The sequence below is a fragment of the Pseudomonas sp. Seg1 genome (assembly GCF_018326005.1).
Classification (GTDB): Bacteria; Pseudomonadota; Gammaproteobacteria; order Pseudomonadales; family Pseudomonadaceae; genus Aquipseudomonas.
In genome coordinates this window covers 606,186-624,970 of the sequence record NZ_AP021903.1, presented here as the reverse complement: position 1 = coordinate 624,970, position 18,785 = coordinate 606,186, and the positions used below count along the sequence as shown (strand labels likewise).

The window sequence follows — 18,785 nt, the reverse complement described above, 5'->3', positions numbered from 1 at the left end:
TCCTGCGGGAGCAAGCTCCCTCGCCACAGAGGCCCGCACCAGGCTTAGAGCTGCCCGTCGCGATCGCGGAAACCCAGCAGATACAACACGCCATCAAGACCCAACGTCGAGATCGCCTGCTTCGCCGACTGCTTGACCAGCGGCTTGGCACGGAACGCCACACCCAATCCGGCAATCGCCAGCATCGGCAGGTCATTCGCGCCGTCGCCGACCGCGATGGTCTGCTCCAGACGCAAACCTTCCTTGTGCGCCAGCTCCTTCAGCAGGTCAGCCTTGCGCTGCGCGTCGACAATCGGCTCGATCGCCACGCCGGTGCATTTGCCGTCGACCACTTCCAGTTCGTTGGCGAACACATAGTCGATGCCGAGTTTGGCTTGCAACTGTTTGGCGAAATAGGTGAAGCCACCGGACAGGATTGCAGTCTTGTAGCCTAGACGCTTGAGTTCGGCGAACAGGGTTTCTGCACCTTCGGTCAGCCGCAGCGAGGCGCCGATCGAGTCCAGCACGCTGACGTCCAGGCCCTTGAGCAGCGCCAGACGCTCCTTGAAACTGGCGCGGAAATCCAGTTCGCCAGCCATCGCCCGCTCAGTGATCGCCGAAACCTGCTCGCCGACGCCGGCAGCCTTGGCCAATTCATCGATGACTTCAGCTTCGATCAGCGTCGAGTCCATGTCGAACACCGCCAGACGACGATTGCGACGGAACAGCGAATCTTCCTGGAAGGCGATATCGACGTTCAGCTCTTGAGCGACGCTGAGGAATTCAGCGCGCAGCGCCTGCGGATCCGCCGCTTCACCACGCACGGAGAACTCGATGCAGCCCTTGCCCTTGTCGGCCGGGGTGTCCAATGGCATGCGACCCGACAGACGGTCGATGTGATCGATGTTCAAGCCATATTTGGCGGTGATCGAGCTGACAGCCTGCAGTTGGCCGGCGGTCACTTTGCGGGTCAGCAGGGTAACGATGTGGCGCTTTTTGCCCTGATTGCCCACCCATTGCTGGTAATCCTCTTCGGACACCGGGGTGAAACGCACCTGCTGATCGAGCTCGTAGCCCTTGAACAGGATGTCCTTGAGCACGGATTTACCCTGCTCGGAATCGGGAATTTCCACCAGGATGCCGAACGACAGCATGTCGTGGATCACCGCCTGACCGATGTCGAGAATGTTCACGCCACCCTGTGCCAGAACACCGGTAATGGCCGCCGTCAGACCCGGACGGTCGACTCCCGTGATGTTAATCAGGACGATTTCGCGCAACGCGCACCCCCGCAACTGGAAAAAAACCGCATTCTACCCACTTTCAGTGACCATCGGGCACCGCGAGCGCTTTGCCGGTCTAGGGCCTGTCGCTATACTGCGCGTCAACTTCACGGACAAAAGAGCCGAGCTCAGTGAACCGGCCCACGCCAGTTAAAACCGATAACTTCTTCCTGCTGATCTTCCGTGCACTGCGCCATCGCCGTGTACCGATTGCATTGCGCATTGCCAGCCATAACGTGATCCTGGTCGCTCTGGCCCTGGTGATCTATGCCGGCGTGATGGGTTTGCAATTCAAGCAGGCCATGCACGAGCAGGCCGATGCGCTGGGCGAAAGCCTGACCACGCAGACCGCCACTTCCGCCACGGAGCTGTTGGTGTCCAACGACATCCTCAGCCTCAACGTGCTGCTCAATAACCTGACCAAGAACAAACTGGTGGCCCACGCGGCGATCTATAGCGTGGACAACCGCATCCTCGCCGAATCCGGTCAGCGCCCCAAGCACAGCCTTTTGGGCGAAGCCGAAGGCATGTACGAGAGCAAGATCACTTTCCAGGACGTGACGGCCGGGCAACTGCGCATCAGCCTCGACATGGATCAGTTCCAGCAGCCGATGACCATCAGCCTGCAAAGCATGGGCATTTTGAGTGCGATTCTGTTGGCGCTGTCGCTAGCCTTGAGCCTGCGTATGGGCCGTTACCTGTCGACGCCGTTGCTGCAGTTGCGCGTCTGGCTGCGCCGAATCGACGAGCACACGCCGGGCATCGACCGTCAGGATGAAATCGGCGATCTGGCTCGTCAGTTGCACGCCAACTACGCGCCGGAACCTGCGCCTGAACCGGAACCCGAGTTCGTAGACGAGGACGACGAGCCTGAGTTCGAAGTGCGCAACCTGCGTGATCCGAGCTTCGACGAGACTCGCCCGCTGGCTGCGCAAAAACCCGCGCCTCGCCATGTAGTCAGCACCGTCGAAGACGATGAGGACGATGACGCGTTCGCCGATCTGCGTGACGAATCGCTTGCTCAAACCGCGCACCCGGTGATTCGCAAAGCGACGCCAAGCGTGCCGCAACACACGGCCGTGCTGGCGGTGCAACTGGGTTCGCAAGAGCAGCTGCGCCGTTTGCCTAAAGCGCGACTGGACGAATTGCAGGAACGCTATCGCGACTGCCTCGATCAAGCCGCTTCGCTGTATCAGGGTGAAATCGAAACCCTGAACGACGGCAGCACGCTGATGCTGTTCCACACCGAAGATTGCGGTGACGATTACCTGACCAACGCCATCTGCTGCGGCGAGTTGTTGCGGGCGCTGGGCCATCAGTTGCAGATTGAAGTGGCGGACAGCGGTATTACCCTGCAATTGCAGCTGGGCCTGACCCTGGGTGATGAGCTGTTCGGTCTTAGTCAGATTGATCTGCTGCTCACCGATTCGGCCCAGGATGCACTGGCCCTGTCGCAACACAGCCGCAATCTGCTGCTGGTCGAGCGCAAGATCAGTGATGACGCACTTATTCGCCAGCGTGCACGGATCCGCCCGATTGCCAGCCCTGAGGGCGCTTGCTGCGTGGAGCGGTTGATGGAGCCTTATCCGTCGATGCTTGAGCGGCAACTGGCGCGGATGCATGAGCGCCGGGCTTAAGCCTCAAGCCTGAAACATCGAAGCCCGCAGACGAGTGATTGTCTGCGGGCTTTTTTGTTGCCTTCACTGGCCCCTTCGCGGGCAAGCCCGCTCCCACAGGAGTAGCGGTGTTCACAAGACCCGTGCAACGCCGGATAACCCGTGGGAGCGGGCTTGCCCGCGATGAGGCCAGCACTGAACACAAAGATCTCCAGCCACCAGACACAACAAAGCCCGCACAAGGCGGGCTCTGTTCTGACTCGATCCAGCGTCAGAAGCGGAACACTTCCATATCCGTACGAATCGGTGATGCCATCGGAATCTTCGGCTGCTTCTCGGCTTCTGCCGCCGGCGCTGCCGGTTTCGGTGCCGCTTTACGCGGAGCCTCGGCCACAGGTGGCTGATTGGCCAGTGGCTTGAGCGCCACTGACAGTTGCTCAGCCAGACGCTGCAACAGGATCCCTTGCGCCTGAACCTGCGAAGCCGTGCTTCCGGCGTGCAGCTCCTGCAGATGGACGATGCGGTTATCGCGCACCTTGCCGCGACGGTCGATCAGGCGCCATTGCGCATCGAGAATCGCCGGTTGTTTCTGACCGGAGTCCAGACGTGTGATGGTCAGCAAGACCTGCACATCCGGAGTAAACCCGGTTGTGGCTGGCGCCAGTACCACACGCTGGCTATCCAGATGACCGGCCACCTGACGCATCAACAACTGATCGATATCCGACGAAAGGCTGCCCGCCCAACGACCATCGGTCGCCGCTTGCAGACTGCCGTCCGGCTGACGTTGCAGCAATGTCTCACGTTGCAGGTAATCGGCTACGACCACCGGGCCCAACAAAACAGCCATGCCTGCGCTTTGCGCAGGCTGAACCGGACTTCCGCTGTCCAGTTGATACAGCGACACCGGCTGGTGAACGCTGCAACCCGCCAGGCCCAAAACGCCGGCGAGCAGAAAAATAAGGGGGCGCAGAGCAGTCATCATCCCGTCCAGGTGGCCGCCACAAGGCTGACCACAGTGAAAATACTCAAAAAATATGAAGAACGCTCGGCCACGCCGGCGCTTGGAAAGGCCATATCATCCGTGAATATGCGTTCCGACTCCAGCGCCAAAGCGCCGATCTACGCGTTAAATCGTAGATACGGCGCTCTAGGACGCCTAATTGAGGTTTTCGACGAGCAGCGCATCGACCCGCTGGAAGCCACGAGGGAGTTTATTCCCGCGACGTCCACGCTCACCTTTATAGTGTTCGAGGTCGTCGGCCTTCAGCGACAGGGTCCGTTTTCCGGCCTGCAGCACCAGTGTTGCGCCTTCCGGAAGCACGGCGATGTCCGTGACATATTCTTCGCGACTGGCCACACGCTCACCGGAAATACCGATGATCTTGTTGCCCTTGCCCTTCCCTAATTGTGGCAGATCGCTGATTTTGAAGATCAGCAGGCGACCCTCGGTCGTGACCGAGGCCAGCCAGTTGTGCTCACGATCAGCCACCGGACGCGGTGCGATCACTTTGGCGTTGTTCGGCAGACTCAACAGGGCTTTACCGGCCTTGTTCTTGGCTTGCAGATCTTCGCCTTTGACCACGAAACCGTAACCGGCGTCGGAGGCGATCACGTACAGCGCATCGTCTTCCGGCATCAGCACGCATTCGAAGGTCGCTCCCGGTGGCGGCGTCAGACGGCCGGTCAGCGGCTCGCCCTGGCCCCGCGCCGACGGCAAGGTGTGCGCGGCGACCGAATAGCTGCGACCGGTGGAGTCGATGAACACCGCAAACTGGTTGGAGCGCCCCGCTGCCGAGGTCTTGAAGCCGTCGCCGGCCTTGTACGACAGGCCGGTGGCGTCGATATCGTGGCCCTTGGCTGAGCGAATCCAGCCTTTCTCGGACAATACGACGGTGACTTTTTCGTTCGGCAGCAGATCGTGTTCGGTCAGCGCCTTGGCTTCGGCGCGCTCGACGATTGGCGAGCGACGGTCGTCGCCATAGGTTTCGGCGTCTTTCAGCAGTTCGGTGCGCACCAGCTTCTTCAGCTTCGCTTCGCTTCCCAGCAGCGCTTGCAACTTGGCTTGTTCCTTGAGCAGTTCGTCTTGCTCGTCGCGCAGCTTCATCTCTTCCAGTCGCGCCAATTGACGCAGACGGGTGTCGAGAATGTAGTCGGCCTGAATCTCGCTGAGGGCGAAACGCTCGATCAGCTTGGCTTTCGGGTGCTCCTCGGTACGGATGATGTGAATCACTTCATCCAGGTTGAGGTAGGCGATCAACAAACCGTCCAACAGGTGCAGGCGACGCTCGACCTTGTCGAGGCGGAATTGCAGGCGGCGACGCACGGTCAGTACGCGGAATTCCAGCCATTCGACCAGCAACGCCCGCAGGTTTTTCAGCTGCGGCTTGCCGTCCAGACCGATGATGTTGACGTTGACCCGGTAGGTCGACTCCAGCTCGGTGCTGGCGAACAGGTGCTGCATCAGCGCTTCGTGGTCGACGCGGCTGTTGACCGGAATGATCACGATGCGGCACGGGTTTTCGTGGTCGGATTCGTCGCGCAGGTCGGCGATCTGCGGGGCTTTCGAAGGTTTGGCCTGCATCAGTGCGGCGATCTGCTCCAGCACCTTGGCACCGGAGACCTGATGCGGCAGCGCGGTGACGATGATGTCGCCGTCCTCGACGTGGTAAACGGCGCGCATACGCACCGAGCCCTTGCCGGTTTCGTACATTTTCAACAGGTCGGCGCGCGGGGTGATGATTTCCGCTTCGGTCGGATAGTCCGGGCCCTGAATGTGTTCGCAGAGCTGTTCGACCGTGGCTTTCGGCTCATCGAGCAAGCGCACGCAAGCGGTGGCGACTTCACGCAGGTTGTGCGGCGGCACGTCGGTGGCCATGCCCACGGCGATACCGGTGGTGCCGTTGAGCAGGATGTTCGGCAAACGTGCCGGCAACACCAGCGGCTCCTGCAGGGTGCCGTCGAAGTTCGGGCCCCAGTCGGCCGTGCCCTGGCCCAGTTCGCTGAGCAGCACTTCGGAATAACGCGACAGGCGCGCTTCGGTGTAACGCATGGCGGCGAAGGACTTGGGATCGTCCGGCGCACCCCAGTTACCCTGGCCATCGACCAGCGTGTAGCGATAGCTGAACGGCTGGGCCATCAGCACCATCGCTTCGTAGCACGCCGAATCGCCGTGAGGGTGGAACTTGCCGAGCACGTCACCGACGGTACGCGCCGATTTCTTGTGCTTGGAATCGGCGTCCAGCCCCAGTTCGCTCATGGCGTAGACGATACGCCGCTGTACCGGTTTCAGGCCGTCGCCGATATGCGGCAGAGCACGGTCCATGATCACGTACATGGAGTAGTTGAGGTAGGCACTTTCGGTGAAGTCGGCCAACGATCGGCGTTCTACACCGTCCAGGCTGAGATCAAGGGGGTTGCTCATGCAGGCCTCATCGGTTCGTTGTCTGGCGCAGCAGCATGGTGCCACCGCGCTGAGTAAATTCAAGTTTGTTCAGGGCGCTCATACCGAGCAGCACCTGATCGCCATGCAGCCCCGGCGCCACCAGTGCGCGAACATCCCGCAGCACGATGTCGCCCAGTTGCAGGCGGGCAATTTTTGTCCGATAGCCCTGGCTCAGGCCATTGGCCGTGCTCAGGGTCACACCGAAACCTTCTTCCAGCTTCAAACGCTTGGCCAGATCCGCCGGGATCGCCACATCGGTCGCGCCGGTGTCGAGCATGAACTCCACCGGCTCACCGTTGATCTGGCCGCTGGCGACAAAATGCCCTTGGGCATTGCTCGCCAGCTTCACTTCAATAAAGCCTTCGCCCTGCTCCGAACTCACGACGACGTTCGGATTCTGCTGGCGTTGTTCCCACTGGCCGAAAAACCGTGTGGCCAGAAAAAGTGCAGCACACCACGCCAGAATCATCAGCACCCGACCGGCGCGTTTGCCCGGCGGTTGCTGGCTCACGGCTTGGCGCTCCAACCGCCGTCAGGCGCGGCAAAGCGCCAGACGATCGGGCGTTTTTCGCCGTCGTTGCGGGCACCGTCGTTGTTGTCGATGCCGATCCACGCGCCCTGGGCATCCACCACCAGCGCTTCCGCCAGACCGTAGGCCTGTGAGTACTGGCGCTGTGGCTGCAAGGCATCTTCGGCATACGACCAGCACAGCTCGACCTTGGCGGTTACCGCATCGCGACGACAAATCTGGAACGCATTGCGCTCGAGGGTAAACAGCTTGCCGTTGAACAGCGACAGATCAGCGAAGTCGCGGGTGACGGCACGGGCCTTGGGAAACTGCGGCGGCTGCATCTCGACCCCGCCTTCGCTGAGCAGCACGCAGGCGCCCTCGCAATCCCAGACCGTTTGCTGCCGCTTGATCTTCAGCAGGCCACGGCGCTCACGCTCGGCGGCCAGCCACAACTGATCGCCCGCCGGGTTGATCGCCAGACCTTCGAATAGTGCGTTGAAGTGCAGCAACATGCCGCTGGCCCGAGCCTCTTTCACCAGCATCGGCGAAATCTTCAGCCACGACGCCGGGCCTTGTGGCGGTACTTGCAGTACCGCTGCGTGGGCCTCGCTGACAATGTAGCGATTGCCGGCGTTGTCGCAGGTGATGCCTTCGAAATCAAGATCGCCGCCACGAACGAACGAGGCCGCCCAGGTGCGCGAACTCAAACCCCAGGGCAAGCCGCTGTCAGGCACCTTTGGCACATCGATGTGCACGGTTTCCGCCAGCCAGACTTGATCTGCGGTTTTAAGCCGGTAGATCTGCTCATCATCGCGGTCGGACACCGTCCACAACTCATTGCCGCACAAGGCCAGCCCCGACAGGTTGCCACCGCGCATACCGTCGACGGGGTGCTCGGAGAGCAGGCGCAATTCCTGTAACGGCTCGGCCGAAACGGTCATCGCACTCAGCAGTAACGCACCTGCCAGGGCCCAGCCAAATCGCATCAGGCCAGCACCTCGGCGAGGTTGCCTTTGGATTCGAGCCAGGTCTTGCGGTCACCGGCGCGTTTCTTCGCCAGCAGCATGTCCATCATTTCCGAGGTTTCGGCAAAGTCTTCGCCCAGCGTCAATTGCACCAGACGCCGAGTGTTCGGGTCCATGGTGGTTTCGCGCAACTGCGGCGGGTTCATCTCACCCAGCCCCTTGAATCGGGTGACCTGCGGTTTGCCGCGCTTCTTCTCTGCTACCAGACGGTCAAGAATGCCGTCGCGCTCAGCTTCGTCGAGGGCGTAGTAAATTTCTTTGCCGAGGTCGATGCGGTACAGAGGCGGCATCGCGACGTAAACGTGACCGGCATCCACCAGCGGGCGGAAATGCTGGACGAACAACGCGCACAGCAAGGTTGCGATGTGCAAACCGTCGGAGTCGGCGTCGGCGAGGATGCAGATCTTGCCGTAGCGCAACTGGCTCATGTCTGCGGCGCCCGGATCGACACCGATGGCCACGGCGATGTTGTGCACTTCCTGACTGGCGAGCACTTCGCTGCCGTCGACTTCCCAGGTGTTGAGGATCTTGCCGCGCAACGGCAGGATCGCCTGGAATTCCTTGTCCCGCGCTTGTTTGGCGGAACCGCCGGCGGAATCACCTTCGACCAGGAACAGTTCGGAACGCATCGGGTCCTGCCCGGCGCAGTCAGCCAGCTTGCCCGGAAGTGCAGGGCCCTGAGTGACGCGTTTACGCTCGACTTTCTTGCTCGCCTTGAGGCGGCGACCGGCATTGTTGATCGCCAGTTCGGCCAGCGCCAGACCGGTTTCCGGGTTGGCGTTGAGCCACAGGCTGAACGCATCTTTCACGACACCGGAAACGAACGCCGCCGCTTCACGGGACGACAGACGCTCTTTGGTCTGGCCGGAGAATTGCGGCTCCTGCATTTTCATCGACAGGACGAAAGCGATGCGCTCCCAGACGTCTTCCGGCGCCAGCTTCACGCCGCGCGGCAGCAGGCTGCGGAATTCGCAGAATTCGCGCATCGCGTCGAGCAAGCCCTGACGCAAACCGTTGACGTGGGTACCGCCCTGCGCCGTCGGGATCAGGTTGACGTAGCTTTCCTGCACCGCGTCGCCACCTTCCGGCAGCCACAGCAGCGCCCAGTCGACCGCTTCCTTGTTACCGGCGAAGGCACCGCAGAACGGTTCGTTCGGCAGGCGCTCGAATTCGCTGACAGCGTCGACCAGATACGAGCGCAGGCCGTCTTCGTAATGCCATTCGACTTTCTCGCCGGTGCCTTTGTCTTCGAAGCTGACCAACAATCCCGGGCACAGAACGGCCTTGGCCTTGAGTACGTGCTTGAGGCGGCTGATGGAGAATTTTGGTGAATCGAAGTATTTCGGATCCGGCGCAAAGTACACGCTGGTGCCGGTGTTGCGCTTGCCGACCGTACCGACGATTTCCAGCTCGGAGGCTTTGAAACCGTCGTTGAAGGTCATCTGGTATTCGTTGCCGTCACGCTTGACGCGCACCCGGACTTCGGTCGACAAGGCGTTGACCACAGAAATACCCACGCCGTGCAGACCGCCGGAGAACTGGTAATTCTTGTTGGAGAACTTGCCGCCCGCATGCAGCTTGGTGAGGATCAGCTCGACGCCCGACACGCCCTCTTCCGGGTGGATGTCGACCGGCATGCCACGGCCGTCGTCGCTGACTTCCAGCGAGTGGTCGGCGTGCAGGATGACCTGTACCGATTTGGCGTGGCCGGCCAGGGCTTCGTCGACGCTGTTGTCGATGACTTCCTGGGCAAGGTGGTTGGGCCGACTGGTGTCGGTGTACATGCCGGGGCGTTTGCGCACCGGGTCGAGGCCCGAGAGGACTTCGATGGCGTCGGCGTTATAAGAGCTAGCGCTGGGAGTGGCCATAGGGTCTCGTCGTCAGTCATTCATGAAATAGGGGCAAGACTTCACAGTGCGGTGAAATCGATTGCCTGATACAAATCGGCGCCAATGCCGGCAAAACTCAACAACGCCGGCAACTGCCCGGTAAATCCCTGGTAACCATGGTCGCCGCCGGCCTGAATGCGCAAGGCACAGGCCCGGTAATACTGCTGGGCGAGGCGATAGTCCAGTGTTTCATCGCCGGTCTGCAACCAGACCTGATAACGCTGTGCATCCTGGGGTGCCGGCACTTCCAGTTCGGCCAGCGCCGTCACATGGTCATGGGTCAATTCCCAGGTTTCATCGGTATACAGGTTTTTCTGCGTGCCCAGATAGCCGTCGAACATCCGGTGCGGACTGACGGCCGGGTTGACCAACAAGGCTTTCAGGCCATGGCGCTCGGCCAGGTGAGTCGCATAGTAGCCGCCGAGTGAGCTTCCCACCAGCAACGGGCTGCCCAGTTCGGCAATCGCTTGCTCCAACTGACCGATGGCTTCACGCGGATGGTGATGCAGGGCCGGGACACGCAGTTGATCGCTCAAACCCAGCCGTTTCATCACCTCGACCAGTTGACAGGCCTTTTTCGAGGCCGGTGCGCTGTTGAAGCCGTGGATATAGAGAATCGAACCGGACATTTGAGCTCCCTGGGTGTCGGCGAAAGATAGCGGAGTTTACAGGGAGTCAGGTAATTCGTGGGTGTTTGTAAGGACGCCTTCGCGAGCAGGCTCGCTCCCACGGGTGTTCGCGTTCCAATGTGGGAGCGAGCCTGCCCGCGAAGGCCGCGACTCGGTATTCAGTAGCCGTTGGAGCCGTAATCGATGGTGAATTCGAAATCGGTGACGCGCTCAACTCCCGTTTCGAGGCGACCATCCGGCAGCAGCCGCAACCAGCGATAACCCGGCGCCTGCTCACCGACCTTGAAGTCTTCACTGCCCGGTTCGAACTGAATGCAGGTCGACGGCGAGGCCATCAGGCGCACGCCATTGCGCTCGCGATCAATTTCCTGATGCACATGCCCCCACAACACCGCCCTCGCCTGTGGAAAACGATCCAGCACCTCGAAAAACGCCTCAGGATTGCGCAAGCCGATCGGTTCCATCCACGCGCAATCGATCGACACCGGATGATGGTGGAAGCACACCAGATGATGACGCTCCGGCGCTTCGCTCAACGAGCGGGCCAGCAGTTGCAGTTGATCGTCCTGCAAATACCCTGGCACCGAGCCGGGGACAGCCGAATCCAGAAGAGTCACCCGCCAGTTGCCGATATCGACCACCGACTCCAGCAGCGCGCTCTGCACCGCCGCCACCGCCATGATTTGCGGTTCGTCGTGATTGCCGGGAATCCAGCGCGCCGGAGCATCGATCTGCGCGCTCATTTCACGAAACTGCTGATACGACTCCAGCGTGCCGTCCTGGGAAATATCGCCAGTAGCCAGAATCAAATCGATCTGGGGCTGCTGCCCCAGCACCAGCTCAATGACCTTTTGCAGGCTCTCGCGGGTGTTCATGCCCAGCAGCGTGCCGTCCGCTTCAGCGAACAGATGGCTGTCGGACAACTGCACCAGCAACGCCGGATCGGCGGTGGTCAACGTGGATACGCTCGGCAAGGCGTTCTCCCAGGGCAAAGGCACGGATTCGGTTGAATGGCGCAATTATGCTGGGGGACGAGTGAAAGGGGAAACCGCCGAACCGGACGCAGTTCACAACTAGCGTACGACTTCGTACTCGTGCCCCAACGCCAGGCAATGACTCAGCCATTCCCCCAGGAACAGATTGAGCTGCGCTTTTTCATCGGGCTGATGCATCGCGGCGTTCGGGTAAGGATAGATGCCGCGAAAGCGTCGTGCATGTTCGGCGCTGACCACTTCAGCCATGCGTGCGTCGTGATAGACCTGAACTTCCAGTTGCGGCACCGGCAGCCACGGCAGGCTGTGTTCCTGGCGCACTTGCAAGGTGGTGGTGTACGGACAGGTCTGCAGGACTTCGAGGGCCAGCACGCCGAGCATTTGCTCACCCTGAGTCACGGCGATGCGCCGCGCTTCGGGTTCGTTGCGCATGTCCGGCACCAGTCGCATCAGGCGCGCGTAGTTGGCCTCGCAGGCGGCTTGCAGGCCTGCGAGGTCAACCCGATAACGATCGCGCAGCTTGTTTACGACCATAACCCCCTCACTTCGGCGCGGTTCAGCGCCAGCCATTGCAAGGCGATGATGCTCGCCGCGTTGGCAATGCGTCCGTCGCGTACGGCCTGCAAGGCATCTTCGAAGGCCCAGACCGTGACGCGGATATCTTCTGCCTCTTCCTCCAGCCCATGCAGGCCGCCAACGCCGTCGGTGCTGCAACGCCCCAGATACAAATGCACGAACTCGTTGCTGCCGCCCGGCGACGGGAAATATTTGGTCATCGGCCACAGGGCCTTGATGTCCAGCCCAGCTTCCTCCTGCGCTTCGCGGTGAGCAACTTCTTCCGGCACTTCTTCCTTGTCGATCAGACCGGCGACCAGCTCGACCAGCCACGGGTTGTCAGTCTTGCCCATGGCACCCACACGAAACTGCTCGATCAGCACCACTTCGTCGCGTTGCGGATCGTAGGGCAGCATGCACACGGCATCATGACGCACGAACACTTCGCGATTGATCTCCCGACTCATGCCGCCGGCAAACAACTCATGGCGCAGGTGCAAACGGTCGAGCTTGTAGAAGCCCTCGTAGCAGCGCTCGCGCTTTACCACATCGACGGTGGTCGGAATGGCGTTGGCAAAATCAGTCATGAAGCATCCTCTTTACTGCGAATCCATTACGAGGTGCCTTTTTGTTACCTGCAACGTGTCACCGGCAACCTCGACTTCGCGCCATCCTAACGCGCCCGCACCGTTTGATGCAGCCCCTTTACCGTCAGCGGGATGGACGGTGGAGGCGAAACCCACTCTAATTAGCTTAGTGGCGAACTGACTGCTTCTGCGAGAGTCGAAGCGGATATCTTTTTGCCTTCCCCTGCTTTCGAAAGGACGCCCATGTCGCTTTTCAAAATTGCCTCCGTGGCCGCCATCGCCCTGACTCTGGGTGCCTGCGCCAGCCTGTTCCAGCCCAATTACCGCACACCGCTGGAGACCACCCGCGATGCGTCGGAACAGCTGAAACCCGGCTGCTCCAACCCTGACTGCCCACTGGTGAATATCGACACTCTGCGTTTCCCGGCAGAACCGGCACTCGACGGGATCATCGAAAAACGTCTGTTGCAAATGACCCGCACCGAGAAAAACGCGCCGGTGGCGCCGACCCTGGCAGCCTATCGCGAGCAGTTCCTGGCCAATGCCGGCCCGCGCAACAGCAGCTACCTGCAAGCGAAAGTACGTGAGCAGCATGACGGCTTGGTGATCATCGAGTTGTCGAGCTACCTCGACACCGGCGGCGCACATGGCACCCCGGGGCGCGGTTTCATCAACTATTCGCGCCAGCAGCACAAGGTGCTGAACCTGTCGGACATGCTGCTGCCGGGTCAGGAAGACGCGTTCTGGAAGGCTGCGCAAGTAGCGCACAACAGCTGGTTGATCAGCACCAAGCTCGATCAGGAAGCGGAGTTCGTCAAGAACTGGCCGTTCGTGAAAACCCAGAACGTGGCGCTGACCTATGGCGGCGTGATCCTCAAGTACGACGTGACCACCATCGCGCCTTACGCGCTGGGCCACGTCGAACTGAAGATTCCTTATCCGCGTCTGAACGGCATCCTCAAGCCCGAGCTGTTTCCCGGCCGTAACTGAAGGCCCGACCCAGCACGAACTGCAACAGCCCTGCCAGCACCAGCGCCGGCAGGGTTGCGCCGACATCCGGATACAGATTCGCCAGCAAGTGGTAGGTGCTCACGCCACCCAGCCACGCCAACAGCGCTGGCCAGCGCAATGCGGCTGACGCGACCTGAGCACTGCGCTTGCGCAGAATGAAGTGATCCACCAGCACCACGCCAAACAGCGGCGCAAACACCGAACCGATCAGCAGCAGAAAATTCTGGTACTGCGCCAATGGTGCCAGCAAGGCGATCAGCGTGCAGATCACGCCGATGGCCAAGGCCAGATGCTCGACTTTCAAGCGCAACAGAATCCCGCTGGACACCGCTGCCGAGTGAATGTCGGCGAAGGCGTTTTCCGACTCATCGAGCAGAATCAGCAGCAACGGAATGCCCAGCCCGGCGCCAGCCAAGGCCAGCAGCAATGCGTTGACTTCACCGCTCGGTGCGAACGCCAAGGTGTAGGCAACGCCGAGGCTCATCAGCCAGAAATTGCCGATAAAGAAGCCAATCGCGGTGCCACCGAAAACGTTTTTCGCGCGCTTGCCGAAACGCGAGTAGTCGGCGATCAGCGGCAGCCACGACAGCGGCATCGCGATAGCAATGTCGAAGCCCACGGCGAACGGCAGCGAACCGTCACCGGCCTGCGCCCATAGCGCCGCCAGATCAGCCTTGGCGAACAGGTTCCAGGTCAGCCAGATGCACGCGCCGAGCAGCAGCCAGATTCCCCACTTGCGCAGGATCTGCCGGACGAATGTCAGCGGCCCGCTGACTGCAAGCAAGGTCGCCAGCGTGCCGAAAAACAAGGTCCACAGCAGCGGGTAAGCCCACAGCGAGTGCTCGCCGAAAGCGCGGGTGCCCAGCAGGCTGGCGGCGTCGCGCATAACGATGATTTCAAAGGAGCCCCAACCGATCAGTTGCAGCAGATTGAGCAGCGCCGGCAGGCTCGCGCCTTTGCGGCCGAGGCTGAGTTTCAGTGCGGCCATCGACGACAGGCCGGTGTCGCTGCCGATCACGCCGACGGCGGCCAGCAGCAAAACGCCGACCAGCGTGCCGAGGAAAATCGCCAGTAACGAACCGGACAGGCCCAGACCTGGCGCCAGTAGCGCACCGGTCTGCAAGACCATCAAGCCGATGCCGAGGGAAAACCACAGGGAAAACAGATCGCGACCGCCGAATACACGCTTGTCGGCGGGCACGGCGAGCTCTGGGGAATAAGTGCTGGGTTGAATGCTCAAGGGTGTTATCTCAGAGGGACATTTGTTGTTTTTTTGATCGCCATCGCGGGCAAGCCCGCTCCCACAGAATCCTCGCTGAACACAAATCTTGTGGGCAACGCAAAACACTGTGGGAGCGGGCTTGCCCGCGATGACGGCGGCGCGAGCGCCGCCGGACTCAGGTCAGATCAAACCTTCTTGTACAGCTGACTGCCTTCCTTCTTGAACCGCTCGGCCTGTTCCGCCAGGCCCTGGGCGACGTCCACGTCGACCGCGTCGATCCGCTGGTTGGCCGCGTATTCGCGGACTTCCTGGGTGATCTTCATCGAGCAGAATTTCGGCCCGCACATCGAACAGAAGTGCGCGACCTTCGCCGAGTCCTTCGGCAGGGTTTCATCGTGATACGAACGGGCGGTGTCCGGGTCCAGACCGAGGTTGAACTGGTCTTCCCAACGGAACTCGAAACGCGCCTTGCTCAAGGCGTTGTCGCGAATCTGCGCGCCCGGGTGGCCCTTCGCAAGGTCGGCGGCGTGAGCGGCGATCTTGTAGGTGATGATCCCGGTCTTCACGTCATCCTTGTTCGGCAGGCCCAAGTGCTCTTTCGGCGTCACGTAGCAGAGCATCGCGCAACCGAACCAGCCGATCATCGCCGCACCGATACCCGAGGTGATGTGGTCGTAACCCGGCGCGATGTCGGTGGTCAGCGGGCCGAGGGTGTAGAACGGCGCCTCGTCGCAGCACTCGAGCTGCTTGTCCATGTTCTCTTTGATCAACTGCATCGGCACGTGGCCCGGGCCTTCGATCATGCACTGCACGTCGTGTTTCCAGGCGATCTTGGTCAGCTCGCCGAGGGTTTCCAGTTCGCCGAATTGCGCTTCATCGTTGGCGTCGGCAATCGAGCCCGGACGCAAGCCATCGCCCAGCGAGAAGCTGACGTCGTAGGCCTTCATGATTTCGCAGATTTCGTCGAAGTGGGTGTAGAGGAAGTTTTCTTTGTGATGCGCCAGGCACCACTTGGCCATGATCGAACCGCCACGGGACACGATGCCGGTCACGCGTTTGGCGGTCAGCGGCACGTAGCGCAGCAGTACGCCGGCGTGAATGGTGAAGTAGTCGACGCCCTGCTCCGCCTGTTCGATCAGCGTGTCGCGGAACAGCTCCCAGGTCAGGTCTTCAGCCACGCCGTTGACCTTTTCCAGCGCCTGATAGATCGGTACGGTGCCGATCGGCACTGGCGAGTTGCGGATGATCCATTCGCGGGTTTCGTGGATGTGTTTGCCGGTGGACAAGTCCATCACGGTATCCGAACCCCAGCGAATGCCCCAGGTCAGTTTCGCCACTTCTTCTTCGATGGACGAACCCAGGGCGCTGTTACCGATGTTGCCGTTGATCTTCACCAGGAAGTTACGGCCGATGATCATCGGTTCCAGTTCGACGTGGTTGATGTTGGCCGGAATGATTGCACGGCCACGGGCGATTTCTTCGCGGACGAATTCGGCGGTGATTTCTTTCGGGATGCTGGCGCCGAAGCTGTGGCCGGCGTGTTGCTGCTGCAACAGACCTGCGGCGCGGGCTTCTTGCAGCTTCATGTTTTCGCGGATGGCGACGTATTCCATCTCGGCGGTGATGATGCCTTTACGTGCGTAGTGCATCTGGCTGACGTTGGCCCCGGCCTTGGCGCGGCGCGGGTTGTTGACGTGAGCGAAGCGCAGTTTGGTCAGCTCTGGGTCGGCGAGGCGTTCCTGGCCGAAGTTCGAGCTCAGACCTGGCAGACGCTCGGTGTCGCCACGGTCGTCGATCCATGCCGAACGCACATCGCCGAGACCTTTACGCACATCGATCACCACGTTCGGATCGGTGTACGGGCCGGAGGTGTCGTAGACGGTGACTGGCGCGTTGATTTCGCCACCGAAGTCGGTCGGGGTCACATCGAGGGTGATTTCGCGCATTGGCACGCGGATGTCCGGACGGGAGCCCTGAACGTAGATTTTTTGCGAACGGGTGAACGGCTTGACCGATTGCTCGTCGACCTTGGCCGAGTCACTCAGGTTGATCGCGTTTTTAGATTTTGTAGTCATCACGGGCTCTCCAGACAGCATCCAGGCAGTGGATTGTCGGAGCAGAACCTGAAAGGCACGGACGCACCAGGACCGGTGCTGTGCATCGTCGTCGAGCGTTCGATTGTCGAACAATTTCCCGGACGAAGCACAAGAGGACTCGCCGGGTGACGAGAAATCTTGTTCCCTACGCAGGCGCTAACCTGATCAGGTTCAACGGGATCCGAAATTATTCGATCTCAGCCTCATAGCAAGGCACCCCGACAAGAACCCGGCCAGTCTAGACACAACCGGCAAAGAACGCCAACACCGCAGCAAACACCATGATGAATGGCGCAATTGGCGGGACTTGCAGGATTGTTGCCGCACGATTGCGCAACTACACTCGCTGTGCCCTGCGCGCCTTGACGCTACCGGGGCCGCGCCGTAGCCTTGGCGCTCACATTATTTTCGTAATATTTCTTGCTAGGGATCGCCTCATGCTGCGCAAACTTTCACTGGCTCTTGCCGTGTCTTGTGCGTCCAACGCAATGGCCTGGGCAGCAGAAGCGCCCTTGTCGAGCAAAACCGATCTGGTCAGCGTCTATCAGGAAGCGGTCGACAACAACGCCGATCTGGCCGCTGCCCGCGCCCAGTACGGCGCACAGAAGGAAGTGGTGCCGCAGGCCCGCGCCGGATTGCTGCCGAATCTGTCCGGCGGCGCTGAAGTCGCCGACGTACGCACCTCGATCGACCAGCCTTCGGCCATTGCCAACCGCAGCGCGCATTCCTATCAGGCGACGCTCGCCCAACCGCTGTTCCGCGCCGATCGCTGGTTCCAGTATCAGGCGGCCAAGGACGTCAACGAGCAGGCCGCGCTGCAACTGTCGGCCACCGAACAGAACCTGATCCTGCAATCGGCCGAAAGCTATTTCAACGTGCTGCGCAGTCAGGACAATCTGGCCTCGACCAAGGCCGAAGAAGCGGCGTTCAAGCGCCAGCTCGATCAGTCCAACGAGCGCTTCGATGTCGGCCTGTCGGACAAGACCGACGTGCTGCAATCGCAAGCCAGTTACGACACCGCGCGGGCCAACCGGATCGTCGCCCAGCGTCAGGTCGATGATGCGTTCGAAGCATTGATCACCCTGACCAACCGCCAGTACAACTCGATTCAGGGCATCGTCCACACGCTGCCGATCCTGCCGCCGGCGCCGAACGACGCCAAGGCGTGGGTCGATACGGCGGCGAAACAGAACCTCAATCTGCTCGCCAGCAACTTCGCCGTCAGCTCGGCCGAACAGACCCTGAAGCAGCGCAAGGCCGGCCACCTGCCGACCCTCGACGCCGTGGCCAAATACGAAAAAGGCGACAACGACGCCCTCGGTTTCGCCAACCCGAATGCTTTTGGCACGCCATACCGTGGCAACGTCGAACAGAGCACGCTGGGCCTGCAACTGAACATCCCGATCTACAGCGGCGGGTTGACCAGTTCGCAAGTGCGCCAGTCGTATGAACAACTGAATCAGAGCGAACAGCAGCGCGAATCCCTGCGTCGGCAGATCGTCGAAAACACCCGCAATCTGCATCGCGCGGTCAACACCGACGTTGAGCAGGTGCAGGCACGCCGTCAGTCGATCATCTCCAACCAGAGCGCAGTGGAAGCCACGGAAATCGGTTATCAGGTCGGTACGCGCAACATCGTCGACGTGCTCGATGCCCAGCGTCAGCTGTACACCTCGGTGCGCAACTACAACAACACCCGCTACGACTACATCCTCGACAACCTGCGCTTAAAGCAGGCGGCGGGGACGTTGAACCCGGGGGACTTGCAGGATCTGACGCGGTATCTGAAGGCCGACTACAACCCGGACAAGGACTTCCTGCCACCGGATCTGGCCAAGGCTGCCGAGGCGCAGCTCAAGGCACGGCCTTAAACAATCTGGATAAATCCCTTGTGGCGAGGGGATTTAGCGAAACGTCGCACCGCCCCGATGGGCTGCGAAGCAGC

The 18,785-nt window shown here is 60.9% G+C and carries 15 protein-coding genes and 1 riboswitch; of the genes, 3 read left to right on the top strand and 12 right to left on the bottom strand.

Translation table 11 applies throughout. The features are described from left to right. Positions 1 to 44: 44 nt before the first annotated feature. A complete protein-coding gene (serB, locus tag KI231_RS02665; protein WP_103304648.1) occupies positions 45 to 1,259 on the bottom strand; it encodes a phosphoserine phosphatase SerB in 1,215 nt (404 codons plus the stop codon). A gap of 134 nt (positions 1,260 to 1,393) precedes the next feature. Here serB and KI231_RS02660 point away from each other — a divergent pair, with 134 nt between their 5' ends. Beyond that, a complete protein-coding gene (locus KI231_RS02660) occupies positions 1,394 to 2,899 on the top strand; it encodes an AhpA/YtjB family protein (RefSeq protein ID WP_213027359.1) in 1,506 nt (501 codons plus the stop codon). Positions 2,900 to 3,149: 250 nt separating this feature from the next. Here KI231_RS02660 and KI231_RS02655 read toward each other — a convergent pair whose 3' ends face one another. The 9 genes from KI231_RS02655 to KI231_RS02615 form a co-directional block, all read right to left on the bottom strand. Beyond that, complete coding sequence (locus KI231_RS02655; protein WP_103304646.1) at positions 3,150 to 3,860, bottom strand: PqiC family protein; 711 nt, start codon at positions 3,858 to 3,860, stop codon at positions 3,150 to 3,152. 177 nt (positions 3,861 to 4,037) lie between these two features. Beyond that, the gene (gene parC, locus KI231_RS02650) at positions 4,038 to 6,302 is read right to left on the bottom strand and encodes a DNA topoisomerase IV subunit A (RefSeq protein ID WP_213027358.1); all 2,265 of its coding nucleotides are present in this window, start codon (positions 6,300 to 6,302) and stop codon (positions 4,038 to 4,040) included. Positions 6,303 to 6,309: 7 nt separating this feature from the next. Continuing rightward, the gene (locus KI231_RS02645) at positions 6,310 to 6,834 is read right to left on the bottom strand and encodes a retropepsin-like aspartic protease family protein (RefSeq protein WP_103304644.1); all 525 of its coding nucleotides are present in this window, start codon (positions 6,832 to 6,834) and stop codon (positions 6,310 to 6,312) included. Then, a complete protein-coding gene (locus tag KI231_RS02640; RefSeq protein WP_103304643.1) occupies positions 6,831 to 7,820 on the bottom strand; it encodes an esterase-like activity of phytase family protein in 990 nt (329 codons plus the stop codon). Before KI231_RS02640 ends, KI231_RS02645 begins: the two co-directional genes overlap by 4 nt. Then, positions 7,820 to 9,727 carry a DNA topoisomerase IV subunit B gene (gene parE / locus KI231_RS02635; protein ID WP_103304642.1) on the bottom strand — a complete coding sequence of 636 codons (1,908 nt, stop codon included), beginning with the start codon at positions 9,725 to 9,727 and terminating at the stop codon, positions 7,820 to 7,822. Before parE ends, KI231_RS02640 begins: the two co-directional genes overlap by 1 nt. Positions 9,728 to 9,768: 41 nt before the next feature. Continuing rightward, positions 9,769 to 10,377, bottom strand: a complete 609-nt coding sequence (locus tag KI231_RS02630) for a YqiA/YcfP family alpha/beta fold hydrolase (protein ID WP_213027357.1) — start codon at positions 10,375 to 10,377, stop codon at positions 9,769 to 9,771. Positions 10,378 to 10,535: 158 nt separating this feature from the next. Continuing rightward, positions 10,536 to 11,351, bottom strand: coding sequence for a 3',5'-cyclic-AMP phosphodiesterase (gene cpdA, locus KI231_RS02625; RefSeq protein ID WP_213027356.1), 816 nt, complete (start codon positions 11,349 to 11,351; stop codon positions 10,536 to 10,538). A 99-nt stretch (positions 11,352 to 11,450) separates the two neighbouring features. After that, the gene (locus KI231_RS02620; protein ID WP_064117171.1) at positions 11,451 to 11,903 is read right to left on the bottom strand and encodes a DUF1249 domain-containing protein; all 453 of its coding nucleotides are present in this window, start codon (positions 11,901 to 11,903) and stop codon (positions 11,451 to 11,453) included. Then, complete coding sequence (locus tag KI231_RS02615) at positions 11,894 to 12,511, bottom strand: NUDIX domain-containing protein (RefSeq protein WP_103304639.1); 618 nt, start codon at positions 12,509 to 12,511, stop codon at positions 11,894 to 11,896. Before KI231_RS02615 ends, KI231_RS02620 begins: the two co-directional genes overlap by 10 nt. A 243-nt stretch (positions 12,512 to 12,754) precedes the next feature. Between KI231_RS02615 and KI231_RS02610 the strand changes: the two genes are divergently transcribed. Next, positions 12,755 to 13,501 carry an RsiV family protein gene (locus KI231_RS02610; RefSeq protein ID WP_103304638.1) on the top strand — a complete coding sequence of 249 codons (747 nt, stop codon included), beginning with the start codon at positions 12,755 to 12,757 and terminating at the stop codon, positions 13,499 to 13,501. On the opposite strand, the gene cytX is transcribed toward KI231_RS02610, so the two are convergent. Together cytX and thiC are read right to left on the bottom strand one after the other, a co-directional pair. Next, positions 13,470 to 14,762: a putative hydroxymethylpyrimidine transporter CytX gene (gene cytX, locus KI231_RS02605; protein WP_213027355.1), complete on the bottom strand. Its 1,293-nt coding sequence runs from the start codon at positions 14,760 to 14,762 to the stop codon at positions 13,470 to 13,472. The two genes, KI231_RS02610 and cytX, sit on opposite strands and share 32 nt — an antisense overlap. Positions 14,763 to 14,929: 167 nt before the next feature. Further along, positions 14,930 to 16,819 carry a phosphomethylpyrimidine synthase ThiC gene (gene thiC / locus KI231_RS02600; RefSeq protein ID WP_103304636.1) on the bottom strand — a complete coding sequence of 630 codons (1,890 nt, stop codon included), beginning with the start codon at positions 16,817 to 16,819 and terminating at the stop codon, positions 14,930 to 14,932. Positions 16,820 to 16,965: 146 nt separating this feature from the next. Next, a riboswitch (TPP riboswitch) is annotated at positions 16,966 to 17,071 on the bottom strand. 206 nt (positions 17,072 to 17,277) lie between these two features. Between thiC and KI231_RS02595 the strand changes: the two genes are divergently transcribed. Then, positions 17,278 to 18,711, top strand: coding sequence for a TolC family outer membrane protein (locus tag KI231_RS02595; RefSeq protein WP_213027354.1), 1,434 nt, complete (start codon positions 17,278 to 17,280; stop codon positions 18,709 to 18,711). The last annotated feature ends 74 nt before the right edge of the window (positions 18,712 to 18,785 follow it).